The sequence below is a fragment of the Janthinobacterium sp. GL_088 genome, assembly GCF_057837845.1.
Genome location: NZ_CM174453.1, coordinates 4,321,306 through 4,336,311, shown reverse-complemented (window position 1 = coordinate 4,336,311; position 15,006 = coordinate 4,321,306). Strand labels below are relative to the sequence as shown.

Genomic DNA, 15,006 nt, shown 5'->3' with positions numbered 1-15,006 from the left:
ATTTTCCAACCCGGCCGCCATGCGCGGCCTTTTTTATGGGCCAAACATGCCAGAGATAACAGAGTTAAAAATTGCCGTGAATGCGGCGGAGATCAAGGCAGGGACGCAGGCGGTGAATGACCTGGCTACCGCCAGTAAACAGACAGGCGATCAAGTCGAGGAAGCCAGTACCAAGTTTGGCAACTTCGAACCACGGGTACGCGCGCAGGCCGAAGCGGCACGCGCGGCGGCAGACGCGTCCAAAGTACTCGGTGACGAAAGCAGCGCCGCTGCGGATGCCATGTTCAAGGGTATGGCCGCGGTCGATGGCTTTGCCAAAGCCTCGGCCAAGATTGGCGAAGGCAGCTTGAACGCCGACATCGGGCAGATCAAGGACGGCCTTGGGGAGATGGCCAACGCCACCGGCTTGACGGAATTGGCCATGAAACGCCTGGGTGCGGGGCCGTTGCTGGCGCTGCAGATGGCGGCCGACATGGCGGCGTTCGTGGCCGAGGCCTTCGTGCAGGGCCAGCTGGAATCGGACAAGTTATCCCGTGCCCTGGAACTGACAGGAAATGCCGCGGGCATCACGGAAGGCCAGTTCAACACTATGGTGGCGTCGGTTTCTGATGCCAGCCAGGGTGGCCTGGGTGATACCCGCGTGGTTTTGCAGACTCTGGTGGAAACGGGCCAGTTCACCAGTGAAGCGCTCAATTCCGTGGGCGCTGCCGCCGTCACCATGGCGCAAATGAATGGCCAATCGGCTGGCGCTGTGGCGGCCGACTTTGCGACGATGGCCGATGGCGTCACCAATTGGGTCGATACGCACGACAAGAATTACAACATCCTCACGGGTGCCCAGTACGCGCATATCGCGGCGCTGGAAAAGGAAGGCAAGACGCAAGAGGCCATGGTCATGGCGAGTGACTTGATCAATGCAGGCCTGCAAAAACGCGCTGAAAAGCTTAGCATGATCGGTACCTTGCTGCAAGGCAGCAAGAATCTCTGGTCCAGTTTCATGGATGGCATGCGTTCTATCGGACGCGAAGAGACGCCGGAAGACGAGATCGAAAAAATCAAGAAACGCACGGCCGACGTGCGCCGCACAGGCCAACTGGTTCCCGGCACGCACCCGGCGGCGCGATTGACCGGCGCCCAGATGGAACAGTTTGAGCAGGAGCAGGCCAAGGCGTTGGCAGTGGCGATGAACAAGCAGACGCAGCTGGAAGCAAAGGCGAAGGCCGACCAGGCGGAATCGAAACGCAATGCCGATTCCAAGCAGGCCGTCAAGGAGCTGGGCGAGCTGCAGAAGCGCTATGTCACCAAGGCGGAGCGAGAGGTCGCGGAAATCAAGCAGTTTGAGGAAGCCCTGGCCAATGCCAGAGCCGCCGGTGTTCCCTTCTCTGCCGACAAGGAGAAAGAGCTGCGGCAGAATATGCGAGCCTCGTTTGCGGCACCTTCCCGGACTGCCGCACCTGCCAGGACTGCCGCACCTCCAGCGGCAGGTTCCGACCCTCGCGACGCGGTGCTGGCAGGTCAGTTGCAGGCGATTCAAAGCGCGTTGCGCATCAAGACTGAAGGTTATGACCAGCAGGCCAAGCTCGACGAAGCGCGCCGCAAAGGCGGCGCCTTGAGCGAGGATGAGTTTTTTGCCAACCGCCGCATGGCCATTAGCGCGCGTGGCGCTGCCGAAGTGGCAGCCTACCAGCAGCAAGCCGAGGTATTAAAAGGTTTTCAGGCGAAGACGGCGCAGGGCCAGCAGGAAAGGGACAACAAGATCGCGGAAGCAGGCGCCGCACAGCTGCGCGTACAGCAGCAAGTCAACGCCGACCTGGCGCAACTGGAGGAAACGGCACGCCAGGAGAAGGAAGCGGCGGCGAAGAAACGCGACGAGGAGGCCAAGGCAAAGGAGACCAAGAGTCGCGCCGACGCCAAGGCGGCGGACGAAAAAACGTGGAAAGACATGGTCGATGGCGCCAAGGCCATGGGCGATGCGCTGGAAAAGGCGTTCGGCAAGGCGGGGGCGGCGATCGGCAAGCTGGGTACGGCCTTTGCCGATTACCAGAAGGCGCAGCGTGACATTCAACGCACCTTGAGCGAAGGACTCGTGGACGCGGGAGAGGATAAACCCAAAAAAGAAGCTGCGGAATCGAAGGCACGCGAGGATGGCGCGAAGGCACAGGTCAAGGGTTACCGCGACATGGCTGGTGCGGCCAAGGGCTTCTTCAAGGAAAACAGTACGGGCTACAAGTTGATGGAAGGGGCCGAAAAAGCTTTCCGCGCTGTGGAAATGGCTGGCCAATTGCAAAAACTGGCCACCAGCCTGTTTGTCTCGGGCTCGTCTGCCGCGGGCGTGGTCGTCGGGCAGGCCACAGAGACGGGGGCAGTGATGGCCGGCCAAACGGCGCAGAATGCAGCCAAGGTACCCGGCGTGTTCATGTCCTTCATGAGCTCCATGGGACCGTGGGGCTATGCGGCAGCGGCAGCGGCGATTGCCGCCGTGCTGGGCGGCGCCTTCAGCGGCGGCGGTGGCGGCGTCGACACGACGGCGAAGGATCGCCAAGCTGCCAATGGCACTGGCACGGTGCTCGGCGATTCATCCGCGAAGTCGGCGTCGATCACCAAGAGCTTGGAAATCATGGAGAAAAACTCCGGCCTGGGCCTGGCGTATTCGTCGTCGATGGTGGTCTCGCTCAAGCAGATCGTCTCGGGCATCGGCGGCCTGGGCAGCTTGCTGGTGCGCTCGGACATCCTGACGTCCGCATTGGGAACCAAAGGCAGTTCCAGCGGCGGCTTCATAGGTAATGTCGTCAGCAGCATCTTTGGCGGCAAGACTACGGTGCAGGATGTGGGGGTAGTCACCAACTCGTCGCGCTTGGGCGACCTTGATACTAAGCGCTTCGACGTGAATTCCTATGTCGATGTCAAGAAGTCTGGCGGCTGGTTTTCCAGCGACAAGAAGTCCACGAACCTCACGGCCATGGGAGCGGAAACGAACGACCAGTTTACCAAGATCGTGCTGGGCCTGCGCACGAGCATCGTCTCGGCCGCCGACTTGCTGGGAATGGACGGCGATGCCTTTACCTCGCAGCTGAATTCTTTCGTCGTCAACCTGGGCAAGATCAGCCTGAAGGACTTGAAGGGCGAGGAAATGCAAAAGGCCCTGGAAGCGGCTTTTTCCAAGCTGGGCGACGATATGGCGAAGTTCGGTGTGGGCGGTCTGGAAAAATACCAGGCCGTGGGCGAGGGCTATCTGGAAACCCTGGCGCGTGTGGCCAACAACTACATGCAGGTGTCGGACGTGCTGGCCGTGCTGGGCAAGTCCTTCAACACCTCCGGCCTTTCCGCTGTGGCGCTGAGCGAAAGCCTGATTCAGGCGGCCGGCGACCTCGATACCCTGACCAGTGGTACCAGCTTTTTCGTGCAGAATTTCCTGACCGAGGCCGAGCAGATGGACCCGGTCACCAAGTCGGTGCGTAGTGCCATGGCGGCGATGGGCCAGTCCGGCGTAACGACGAGCGAGCAATTCAAGGCGCTGGTGCTGGCGCAGGACTTGAATACTGCTGCGGGCCAGGGCATGTACGTGCAGTTGCTTGCCATCGCCGAGCCGTTCAAGAAGGCGGCCGATTATGCTGCGGACCTCAGCGTCGCCTCGGGTGAGCTGGCCACAGTGAACAAGACGGCCAGCGACATCGCCAGCGAACGCAAGGATATGCAGCAGCAGTTGAACGAACTGACGAAAACTGAAGCGCAGCTGCTGGCCGCGCAGCGCGCCAGCATCGCCGATAGTAATCGCGGATTGTTCGACCAGATCCAGGCCGTCAAGGCGGTGACCAGTGCAAAGGATGCGCTGGCCAAGGCGTATGAAACGGAATCGGCAGCGGCCAAGTCGGCGCTGGAGAAGTCGAAATCGTGGGTGGCGACCTTGAACGGGCTCAATGCCAGCATGGCGCTGGGCGCACAGTCGACGCTCACGCCGGAGCAAAAGTACGCCGAGGCGCGGGCGCAGTTCGAGAAGACCCTGGCGGCCGCAAATGCCGGCGACACGACTGCGCAATCGGGGCTGTCCGCCGCCGAGCAGGCGTTTCTGACGGCGTCGCAAGTGGTCAACGCCTCCGACGCCCGCTATGCGGCCGATTACGCCCGCGTGGTGGAAGCGAACAAGGAAGCGTTGAAATGGGCGGCCGCGCAGGTCGACGTGCAGCAGGCCAGCCTGGATGCGCTCAATGCCCAGGTATCGGGCTTGATCACCATCAACGACAGCGTGCTGACGGTGGCACAGGCCATTGCCGGCCTGCGGGCGGCGATGGGCGGTGCGGCGGACCTGGGCGTGAAACTGAATAATCCTCCCGTGGTCGCTGCACTTGCCGCGATGACTTCTCCCGTGACAGCGGCGGTCTTCGACCCCGTGCGCTACTCGTCGGCGGCGAACGTCGGCTCCGACGTACTGGTGGCCGAAATCCGCGGCCTGCGCGAAGACAACCAGGCCATGCGCGTGGAGCTGGAAGGCTTGCGCGCCGACCAGCGGGCGCAAACGGGCGCCACCATCCAGGCCACCTTTGAATCGAACGCCAACGCCGCCAGGACGGTGGTCGATGGCGTGGACAAATCGTCCCGGGCATCCGCCTGGGCCAATGCAGTGAAAGGAGAATACGCATGACCGATGCGCAATTTCAGGAATGGCTGCAAAGCCCGTCGGCCATCCGCATGGTGCTGATCGAGGCGCAGGTGAATGTGGCCGGCAGCGAGGTGACGCGATATATCGCTTCGCGGCCCTACGTGACCGGGCCGCTTGAGGTGCCGGCGAATACCGCGTACCAGCCGCTGGCCAAGGGCGGCCTGGCCTTCACGGAACAGGTCAGCCTGTCCGGCGAGGCGGGGTTGTCGGGCGGCGATATCGAACTTGATAACGCCGACGGCGCGCTCGATGGCTGGTTGGACGACGTTTGGATGAACCGGCCGCTCAAGGCCTGGGCCGGCGATGCATCGTGGCCACGCGCCGACTTCCGGCTGGTCTTCGACGGCATCATCGCCGACGTGGCCAGTGCGGGGCGCGAGTCGGTCAACCTGGTACTGCGCGACAAGCTGCAGCGCCTGAATACGCCGATTTCCGAGGCGAAGCTGGGTGGCACGACGCCGAACAAGGACGCCATCCTGCCGATACCCTTCGGCGAGTGCCACAACGTGACGCCCTTGCTGACCAATCCCGCCACTTTGGAGTACGGTTTTCTTGGCGCGGTCGAATCGACGTTTGAAGTGCGCACCAACGGCAAGCCGATTGCTGTGGCCTTGAATGACCAGGCGGGTCGCTTCAACCTGACTACCGATCCGTTTTCCACCACGATCACGGCCAGCGTGCAGGGTGACAAGGGCGGCGGCTATGCGCCGCGCATCGCGCCGCTGGTGCAGCGCATCGCCACGGCCTATGGCAAGGCAGCCGACCGTTTTACCCTGGCGGACCTGGACTTGGACAACCTGACCGCTTTCGATGCGTCCCACCCGCAACCGGTGGGGCTGTATGTAGCGGATCGCACGAACCAGGCGCAGGCGATTCAGCAACTGGCGGCCAGCGTGGGCGCCCAGGCGATCATGTCGCGCACCGGCCAGTTGCGCCTGGTGCAGATCGCGTTGCCGGCCGCCGGCGTGCCTGTGGCGATCGGTCCGGAGCAGATGCGCGAACGCTCGCTGCGTCCCGCGCAGCGTCTGCCGGTGACGGCCGCCGTGAAGATCGGCTTCGACCGGAACTGGACGCTGCAAGCCGCCCTGACGACCAGCATTCCGCCCGCGCATGCGGATTTGTATGCCACCGAATGGCTGACGGAAACGGTGGTCGACGCGGCGGTGCGCACGCGTTACCGCCTCTCCGACGACCCGGTGCAGATCGATACGTGCCTGAAGACGCGGGCCGATGCCCGCGCGGAAGCGCAGCGGCGCCTGGCCTTGAGCAAGGTACCGCGCACCATTTACGAATTTGATGGAGAACCCGAGATGATGATGCTGGAACTGGGGCAGCCCGTGCAATTGCGCGCTGAACGCTTTGGCTTGCAGGACGGCGTGCCGGGCGTGGTGGTGATGCTGTCGCGTTTCTGGCTGACGGGCCGAGTGACGGTGGGGGTGCTGGCATGAGCGCGATAGTGGGGGAACGCGACAGGCTGATCATGAATACCGTGCCGCGCTTCGCGCCGGCCAACGACCGCGTGCTGCTGCTGGCTGCCACGGCACAGGCGTTCAAGGTGGCCGCCACGACAATTGCCGCTCCTGCCAGCATCGATTTCACGGCAGGCCTGGTGAATATGCAGGGCCAGGTGACATTCACCGCCAGCAACGCCAGCGTGCTGACGCGCGTCGGCAACGTGGCCACGCTGACATATGCCGGCATGGTGGGCGACAGCGTGACGGTCACGGCCAGCATCGTGGCCGACGGCCTGACTTACACGGCTAGCCAGACGGTCAGCAAGATTTTCGACGGCGTGACGGGAAACTCGGCACGGATATGCTACAGCAAGACCAGTTTGCTGTCACTGGCCAGCGCGCCAGCGACGCTCAGCACGCAGGGCGCAACATCCTATCCGCCGGTTGATACCTGGGGCGCCGGCACGGTGTGGGAAGGTTCGCCGCCGCTGTTTGGCGCCGGCGAATCGCTGTACCGTTCGGACGGTATTTTTAATCCGGCCAGCGGCACCACCAAGTGGTCGGCGCCGTATTTGAATGCGCTCAAGGTGGGGCAGCTGAGCGCGATCAGTGCCGATCTTGGCAAGGTCACGGCGGGCGATATCTACAGCGCGACGCTGCATGGTGGTAGTGGTTATCCCAATAATGCCTATGCATGGCCAAGCAATGGCGGTAGCGGCTTCCACCTGAGCGAGAACGGATTGCTGTTTGGCAATCCAGGACTGGGAAAGTATGTGCAAATCGATGCGGCAGGAAATATCTACGCACCAGGATTTTCCATCGTCAATGGCAGCGCCGTTTTTAGCGGCAACCTGGACGGCGTCAAGGGCACCTTCTCGGGAGAGCTAAAAGCGGCGAAGGGCAGCTTTGCCGGTGTGTTGGATGCAGTCAAAGGAAAATTTTCCGGTGAGCTGGACGCTGTGAAAGGTACATTCTCTGGCGACCTTTCATCTGCGCGCGTGTCTGTTGGCACTGCCTCCGCTGCAACGGCATTTTTTGAACCCGGTTATCCATCGATTTCCCTGCAGTCGTCCGCATCCGGAGTATTCATTGAGGCTTCGTCGCTCAATTCCGCGGCTGTATTTACGAATCTGGAAGTACTGTTCAAGCACAACGCTCCAGGGTGGCCTGCCGCGCTCCGTATCCGCTCTGGCACCGTTTTCTTTTCAATCGTTTGCACGGCGGTGGTCGACGATCAACTGAGCATCTGGTACCGCATCAATGGCGGGAACTGGCTCTGGATGAGCGGAGTCCAGGAGCGGCAGGGCGGCGATGGCCCTGCCGCAACCGTCTACGGACTTACCTTGGACATCAACGTGGGTGACACCGTCCAGTTCGGCGTTTCCGGCACCAATGCTTACCTTACCGCTGCGGACAGAGGCAAGCTCTATGTTAAACAATGTCAGGCGATTGTGATCGCAAGGAATTTTTAATGGAAACAATCATTGTCAACAGTGACGGCACTCAAACAAACGAGCGCACAGGAAGGACGATACAGCCCCAGCCCAGCGAGCATCACGAATACGATGCGAAGGCAGACATATGGATAGATGCAAGAACGCTGGATAGCGTCAAGGCTGCTACCTGGGCGCGCATCAAGCAGGTGCGCGCGCTTGCCGAGTCTGCGGATTTTGTTTGCTGTGGCGCCATGTATCAGGCTGACAAGGACCGCATCGTTGGAGCCGCGCAGCTGGCCCTGATGGCGCAGGCTGCCGGCCAGCCATATAGCATCGACTGGACCTTGTCTGATAACACCAACCTGACACTCGATGCGGCCGGAATGATCGCCGTCGGCGCCGCGCTGGGGGCGCACGTTGCCGAGGCGTTCGCGATTGCTCTTCAGTTGCGTGGACAGATCGCCGCCGCGACTTCCTTCGAAGAGCTTGATGCCATCGTTTGGCCAGTGCAGGGGGACGCATGAGCAACTTGCGCATCATTTACGACAATGCCGGTGATCGCGCGGTGTTGACGGCATCGAGCCAGGCTGGTGCGTTGGGACCGAACAACCTGCAGCGCGAAGGTAAATCTTCAGTGCTGCGTTCGGTAGGTGCGACGCTGACCATCACGGCGATCTGGTTGATTCCAGAAATCGTCGGTGGTGCGGCCCTGCCGTTTTGCAACCTGACCTCAGGGGCTACCATCCGCGTGCGCGGCTACGTCGAGCCTGGCGACGTCGCGTCTGCATTCGATACGGGTGTCATGCCAGCATGTGAGTATGCGAGGCTGGGCATGTGGGATTGGGGGGCACTGCCGCTGGGCTTGAATGCCTATAGTTACGGCGGCGGTACCTACGCCCGTTGCTGGTTCCAGATGCGCAGCATCAGGAAACTGGTGATTGATCTGAGCGACCCCGACAACCCTGCCGGCTACATTGAGGTCGCGCGCCTGGTGGCGGGCGCCTACTGGCGGCCCGAACAGAACGCTTCGTATGGCGCGGGTGTCACGCCGGTCGATACCAGCAGCCAGTACCGCAATGGCGCTGGCGAACAAAGGGTGGAGCGGGGCGTGATGTATCGCAAGCTGTCGCTGGCGCTTGATCACATGACGCCATTGGACCGGGCCGAGTTGTGGCGCATCGTGCGCGGCAACGGCTTGTCGCGTCCGCTTTTCATCAGCCTGTTTCCCGACAGCGACGATGTCGAGCTGGAGCAGGCGCATCAGGTGTACGGCCGCCTGGCCAATCTGGCCGTCATCACCACGCCATCTTTACAGGCATATGCCACTAACATCGAAATAGAGGAGTTGTAATGAGCGATTTTTTTTACTATGGCCAGAAGGATACTATCCAGCGTTTGAACGAGCTGGCGGGGCGCGGCGCTGTGGTGGCGTCGTATGCGCCGAAGGTGGGCATGTCGCCGGTGGGCGGGCCGAATGGATTCATGAATCCGGTGTGGCTTGATCCGAACATCCCAATTGCAACAAATTCTCCTGTGGCGGTGGGCGTTACCAATAAATATGGATACAGCTACATTGGACAAAACCCCCCGACAGACCTCTGGTATCGGATTGCCACATTTGCCATGGATAGCAGCTCCAATGCACAGCATCTGCGCATTGACGGGGTATTGAATGATAGCTGGGCAGCAAACGCCAGTTCCCCCTTCGTCCTCATGCTGGGTGTCCGGGGTGGCTTTTACTACGATTCGACGTTTAATGGCACCATTTCGATAAACGCGCGGATACAGGTTTTTCAGCAAGTAAACGGAACTTTTGAGGTGTACTTGAATTTCCGAGCCGGGACGTTTGGTTCGGCGTCATTTAGTCTGCAGGGCTTTACCGCCACAACATACGCACAGCCAGTATCAGTGACAGCGACGCCCGCTGGAACAATGGTGTATGACTCGGGAAATACTGCGGCCTATCCGCCAAGATACAGGGGGTTTGCACCTGCGGAGACTAATACATCTACTGCAGCCACTATGTTCAGGTCTACCGTATTTGTTGGAAACGGTGGCACCAGCACATCATTCCTTAACTCGGGCAGCGAAGAAAATACAATGGCCGGTGGCGCATATCGGAATATGCTGACACTGGGTATAGGCGGTATAGCTGGGCTTGCGTATCCGGGAACATTTCATTGGGATGTTTCTGCCGGTAACAACGTACCATACTATCAGGGCTATCGTATGCGCCTCAAGGCCTTCGATGCTGGTTCTGGAAATCACTCTGGAACATTGCTTTCCATCTCAGGAGATGGGCAAATCTATATACCGCGACTTCGGGCGGGTACTCCGACTGAAGTAGCCGCGACTTATTCCCATACCATAGCGCAGGATGGGGTGCAGGGCGCTGATATTTTGGTTGTGTCTAATTCGGCTGGGTTCCGAAGGTGCGATGGGGACTGGGGTAACACAGCGAACGCAGCAATGATCGTAATGGCTAATACTGTCACTGGACGCAGCAGTAATAACAAAGGCACGGTCAATACGATGGGTAATGACTATGCTGAATATATTTTCAAAAGCCCGATGTGCGGCATCGTAGCTCCAGGCCAGATTGTCGGTATCACTGCGGGAAATAAGGTCACCGATCTGTGGGCCGATGCCGTTATGTTCTCGATCAAATCGACCGCACCCTCGTTTGTTGGTGGTGATTCCTGGGCGAATGACGTAGGGCAGCGCCCAGCGCCCCAGGCAGGGCCTGTGCCGACTCAACCCCTCCGCAGTAAAGATGTGGTCGCGCAGCAGGCAGTACCTGGCACCAACCCACCCGAATACGAGGACGTGGTAACCGAGCCGGGCGACAGCGACGACGAATGGGCGGTAAAGCAGGCCACCTATGGTGCTGCACTGGCCACCCACAACGTCGCCGTGCAGCAGGACGCCGAAGCCATGGCCACCTTCGACGCGGCGCTGGAAGTTGAGCGCCAGAAGGTCGACCGCATCGCCATCGCCGGCCGCGTGCCGGTGAACGTGCTGGGCGCCCAGCCGGGCGACTACATCGTGCCGGTCCAGGACGGCGCCGGCATCATGGGTATTCCCGTCTGCAAGGCAGACCTCACGCATTCGCAGTACCTCGATGCCGTCGGTCGCGTGATATCGATTGAACCCGACGGCCGGGCCTATGTGATGGTCAAGGTCGTGTAGCAAAACAGCAGTCACCACAAACCCGCTTCGGCGGGTTTTTTCATTTCCACCACCTGAAAGGCAACCATGGCCCTCGAAACTAGCGCCGACGGCGCGTTGAGTTTCCGCTCGCATCTTGTGTAGCAAATGGGGTTGTCATGACGATCCCGCCGCTGATCCCGCCTGTCGTGATGGGCTGCCCAACCTCCGACCCGTCATACGATCCCAGCGGCGGCACCAATCGCTGGCGCGCCGAGTTCTATCGGAGCATGCGGCGCCACACGTCCGGTACCGAGATAGTCGAGGTGATGGTGCCGAGGCAGCGCTGTTGATATACCGCCACCGAGCCTATCGGCGTTACCACTGGGTTGATTTCACCAACCACTTACCTCATCCTGGAAGGGGCAATGCTGCCATGAGAAATCTTCGCATCATCCACGACAATGCCGCTGATCGCGCGGTGTTGACTGCATTAAGTCAAACCGGCGAACTGGGCCCGGCCAACCTACAGCGCGACAGCAAGAATGCCGTGCTGCGCGCCGTCGGCACGGCGCAGACCATTTCAGCTATATGGCCGACACAGGAGTCCATCGCCTGCGTGGCGCTGATTTCCACCAATATGACCAGTAGCGCGCGCATGCGCGTGCGCGGTTATGCCCGGCCGGGCGACGCCGTGCCGGTATTCGACACAGGCAGCATCTTCCCGTGTCCAGCTGCTGTGCATGGATCCTATCCTTGGGGTGTGCTGCCGCTCGGCTGGAACGCTTACCAGTGGGGCGGTGTGAACACCTGGCCGCGCGGCGGCGGCTCTGACGGCGTGACATGGTTCGCGCCGGTGCGCGTGCGCCAGATAGTGATCGACGTGTCTGCGCCACAAAGCCCGGAAGGCTACCTGGAAATCTCGCGTCTGGTGGTGGGCAACTACTGGTCACCGCAATATAACGCCGATTACGGCGCCCAGTTGCAGACGCAGGATAGCAGTGAAAATTACCGAACGGGTGCAGGCAACCTGAAAACCGCGCTGGGCACGACTAGCGACAAGCTGAGCATCAATCTGACGCACCTGACACCGATGGACCGCGCCCGCTTCATGCGCATCCTGCGCGAGAACGGCAAGGGCAAGCCGATGCTGTTCAGCCTGTTCCCGGAAAATCCGGATCCGTTGGTAGAACAGGACTACATGCTGTATGGCAAGGTCAGCAATATCGATGCTGTGGCTACGCCGTACTTTGACACTTATTCTGCCGCACTACAAATTGAAGGAATTTAAATGGCTGATAAATTTTATGACGGTATGCCTAACGTCAACGAGAAATTGAACGAAATGGATCGGGCATTTGCGGCGGGACCGTACAATGCGCTGCCACTGACGGGCGGCAATTTATCTGGGCCGATCGTCAGCTTCAGCAGTCTTGCATTTGTGACTCCTGGCGCCCCGGCCCCCGGGGACGCGCCCACGATGCTGCGTGGTGCGGCGCATCAGGGAGGAACATCGCCATCGCTGGTGGCGGCGCTAGGGGTCGGGGGGACAAATGGTTTATCGTATCAGGGGCAGTTCAGGTGGTACACGTCATCTGGTCGGCCCACATCTAATGGCACGTACACCTGCGTGTCATACGACCTGCGCCTGCGTGCAATTGATGTCAAGAGCAACTTGGAAAGTGCTGATCTGATGGTCATCAGCGGGGCAGGAGATTTAGCAGTTCGAGGCACCCTGTCTTCATCGGCACGGATCGTTTCCAGTGCGATACAAGTCGGCCCCATTTCAGCGATGGAGAGCGAAAGTATCATAGGAGGAGGGGACCAGTCGCAGGGGAAGATTAACCTCAGGATCCCAAACTGCACGACGTTCTATGTTTCGTCAGGGGCAATGGGTTCCGCTTCGGCGTGTAGCGCGTCTATAAATGCGAGCACCATCACGGGGCGTAGCATTAACGTCAGCGGGACGATCAACGCTGGCGGCGCCGACTATGCAGAGTACATGTTCAAGGCACCTGACTGTACAGTCATCGTACCAGGTCAGTTGATCGGCATCGGCGCGGATGGCAAGCTTACCGATCGCTGGGCCGAGGCCATCTCGTTTGTCGTGAAATCCACCGATCCCTGCATGGTAGGCGGCGACAAATGGTCGCAGCGGCTCGGTCCCCGTCCGCCATCCGTGACGCGTACCCCCGGTAGCGTCGAATCGCAGCTGGTCAGCGAGGCGCAACCAGCTGTCGAGGCCGTCTACGATGGCCTCACCCTGATCACGCCGGCGATTCCCGCCAAGGCTGCCGTGTATCGCGAAGTGCCGCTCGCGGGCGATACCGATGAAGAGTGGGCAGCGCGGCAGGCTCCCGGACTTGCCTTCGACGCGGCACTCGAAGCGCTGCGCCAGATGGTGGACCGTATCGCTTTCGCCGGCCAGGTGCCATGCAATATCCAGGGGGCAGTTCCAGGCCAGTTCATCGTGCCGGTACAGCATGGTGATGGCATCGCAGGCACTGCTATCAATGAGGAGGACTTGACACTCCAGCAATACATGCGCGCCATCGGCAAGGTCATCGCAATCGAAGACGATGGGCGCGCCCGTGTAATCGTGAAGGTGGCATAAAGATTGTGCTTGCAACATCCAAACCCGCCTCGGCGGGTTTTTTCATTTCCACCACCTGAAAGACAACCATGGCCCTCGAAACCACCGCCGCCGGCGGCGCATTGATCAAACTGTTTGGCGTGCCCGTGCTGGCCGGCGCCGCCGCCACGTCGCTGGGCTTCATGTTCATGTGGCCCCAGTCCACCAAGGAGGCATTTATTCGTTTTTGTTCCAGCATTATCATTTCCACCTTTCTCGGTCCCGTGCTCGTGGCCGCCGTGCTGTCGTGGTGGCCCAGCCTGTTCGACAGTGCAAAGACCGTGGCGGGCCTGTACGGCGGCGACCCGGCCACGGGGTTTTTGTTCATCGCCGCGCCGCTGATGGTGGCGGCAGGCTTGCCCGCTTGGTGGGTGCTGGGCGCCTGCGTGCGCTGGTTCGACAAGCGGCGTGGCAAGGATATCGGCGAACTGGCGGCTGATGCGGCCGCTGCAGTCAAGGATGTGCGGGGCATGCTGTGACAGGCGCGCAATTGATGCAGATCATGCCCTTGGCCGGCCGCCGCGCTACGCTGTTCCTGGCGCCTTTGAATGCGGCGATGGCCGAGTTCGATATTGATACGCCGCTGCGCCAGGCGTCGTTCCTGGCGCAGGTGGGCCACGAATCGGGACAGTTGCGCTATGTGCGCGAGCTTGCCAGTGGCGCGGCTTATGAGGGGAGGGCGGATCTGGGTAATGTGATCGCTGGCGATGGCGTGCGCTTCAAGGGACGGGGCTTGCTGCAGGTGACGGGGCGCGCCAACTATGCCGCGTGCGGTGTGGCGCTGGGCCTGGACTTGCTGGCGGCGCCGCAGTTGCTGGAAGCGACGACTTTCGCGTGCCGCTCGGCGGGCTGGTTCTGGCAATCGCGCGGCTTGAACGGCCTGGCCGACGCGGGTGACCAGGAACGGGTGACGCGCCGCATCAACGGTGGCGTAAACGGCCTGGCCGAACGTCTGGCCTTGTATGTCGTCGCGCGCAAGGTGCTGGCATGAAGCCGTCGTTGACTATTGTGGCCATGCTGTTGTTGCTGGGCGCGGCCGTGTTTTGCGCGCAGCGCTGGGGACGCGAAGCGGGCCGTGCCGCGTGCGCGGCCCAGGTGCTGCAGGTGCAGGGCGTGTTGCGGCGCCAGAACCAGGCGCTGAATGCCTTGCGGGAAGAGGGCGTGCGACGGTCGGCGCGGGCAAGGCAGGCGCTGGCCACAGCGCAGGCCGGGCAGGCAGACGCGCAAGCGGCAGCGGCGCGCATCCTGGCATTGCAGCCCGAAGGCGATGCCTGCCGCGCTGCCGAGGCGCTGATCGCCCGCGAAACGGCCGGTGGAGCCGCTGGCGGGACGCCATGAACGCGGCAATGACGAGTGTGGCGCCGCTGCTGTGGACCACGCTGTGGGCCTGGAACTATTGGCGTGCTTGCTTGCCGGCCTGTTTATGGGCTTGCCTGCTGATTTGCCTGCTGGGCGGCTGCGCGGCAGGCCGGCCGGCGCAGGAAGCGGCAGTAGAAAGGTTGCCCATTGCCGTGCCCTGCAAGGTTGCTCGTCCTTCGGCACCCGTCTTGCCAGCCGTGCCGCAGCACGGTATTTTTGCGCAGGCGCAAGCCTTGCTGGCGCGCGAGCAGTTGCGCGCGGCCTATGTGCGGCAGCTGGAAGCGCTCGTTGATGGCTGTGCCGGCAGCTAGCACAGGCCGG

12 protein-coding genes are annotated in these 15,006 nt (G+C 61.2%); all 12 read left to right on the top strand.

Translation table 11 applies throughout. The features are described 5' to 3' along the window. Positions 1–46: 46 nt before the first annotated feature. The 12 genes from AC3IQ7_RS19320 (at position 47) to AC3IQ7_RS19265 (ending at position 14,996) form a co-directional block, all read left to right on the top strand. Positions 47–4,639 carry a phage tail length tape measure family protein gene (locus AC3IQ7_RS19320; RefSeq protein WP_489207066.1) on the top strand — a complete coding sequence of 1,531 codons (4,593 nt, stop codon included), beginning with the start codon at positions 47–49 and terminating at the stop codon, positions 4,637–4,639. Then, on the top strand, positions 4,636–6,105 hold the full coding sequence (locus AC3IQ7_RS19315; protein ID WP_099378778.1) for a hypothetical protein: 1,470 nt from the start codon (positions 4,636–4,638) through the stop codon (positions 6,103–6,105). Before AC3IQ7_RS19320 ends, AC3IQ7_RS19315 begins: the two co-directional genes overlap by 4 nt. Continuing rightward, positions 6,102–7,583, top strand: coding sequence for a hypothetical protein (locus tag AC3IQ7_RS19310; protein WP_489207065.1), 1,482 nt, complete (start codon positions 6,102–6,104; stop codon positions 7,581–7,583). The genes AC3IQ7_RS19315 and AC3IQ7_RS19310 overlap by 4 nt, the downstream gene beginning before the upstream one ends. Beyond that, a complete protein-coding gene (locus AC3IQ7_RS19305; protein WP_489207064.1) occupies positions 7,583–8,071 on the top strand; it encodes a DUF4376 domain-containing protein in 489 nt (162 codons plus the stop codon). The genes AC3IQ7_RS19310 and AC3IQ7_RS19305 overlap by 1 nt, the downstream gene beginning before the upstream one ends. Beyond that, positions 8,068–8,898 (top strand): hypothetical protein, encoded by an 831-nt coding sequence (locus tag AC3IQ7_RS19300; RefSeq protein ID WP_489207063.1) that lies wholly within the window; start codon positions 8,068–8,070, stop codon positions 8,896–8,898. The genes AC3IQ7_RS19305 and AC3IQ7_RS19300 overlap by 4 nt, the downstream gene beginning before the upstream one ends. Continuing rightward, positions 8,898–10,736 carry a hypothetical protein gene (locus AC3IQ7_RS19295; protein WP_489207062.1) on the top strand — a complete coding sequence of 613 codons (1,839 nt, stop codon included), beginning with the start codon at positions 8,898–8,900 and terminating at the stop codon, positions 10,734–10,736. Before AC3IQ7_RS19300 ends, AC3IQ7_RS19295 begins: the two co-directional genes overlap by 1 nt. Before the next feature lie 394 nt (positions 10,737–11,130). Continuing rightward, complete coding sequence (locus AC3IQ7_RS19290) at positions 11,131–11,985, top strand: hypothetical protein (protein WP_151096289.1); 855 nt, start codon at positions 11,131–11,133, stop codon at positions 11,983–11,985. Further along, positions 11,986–13,308, top strand: a complete 1,323-nt coding sequence (locus tag AC3IQ7_RS19285) for a hypothetical protein (protein WP_478309132.1) — start codon at positions 11,986–11,988, stop codon at positions 13,306–13,308. A 68-nt stretch (positions 13,309–13,376) separates the two neighbouring features. Beyond that, entirely contained in the window at positions 13,377–13,805 is a 429-nt protein-coding gene (locus AC3IQ7_RS19280; protein ID WP_034785835.1) for a hypothetical protein, read from the top strand. A 14-nt stretch (positions 13,806–13,819) separates the two neighbouring features. Further along, positions 13,820–14,317, top strand: coding sequence for a glycoside hydrolase family 19 protein (locus tag AC3IQ7_RS19275; protein ID WP_489207061.1), 498 nt, complete (start codon positions 13,820–13,822; stop codon positions 14,315–14,317). After that, complete coding sequence (locus tag AC3IQ7_RS19270; RefSeq protein ID WP_489207060.1) at positions 14,314–14,664, top strand: hypothetical protein; 351 nt, start codon at positions 14,314–14,316, stop codon at positions 14,662–14,664. The genes AC3IQ7_RS19275 and AC3IQ7_RS19270 overlap by 4 nt, the downstream gene beginning before the upstream one ends. Then, the gene (locus AC3IQ7_RS19265; protein WP_158301247.1) at positions 14,661–14,996 is read left to right on the top strand and encodes a hypothetical protein; all 336 of its coding nucleotides are present in this window, start codon (positions 14,661–14,663) and stop codon (positions 14,994–14,996) included. The genes AC3IQ7_RS19270 and AC3IQ7_RS19265 overlap by 4 nt, the downstream gene beginning before the upstream one ends. Positions 14,997–15,006: the final 10 nt, after the last annotated feature.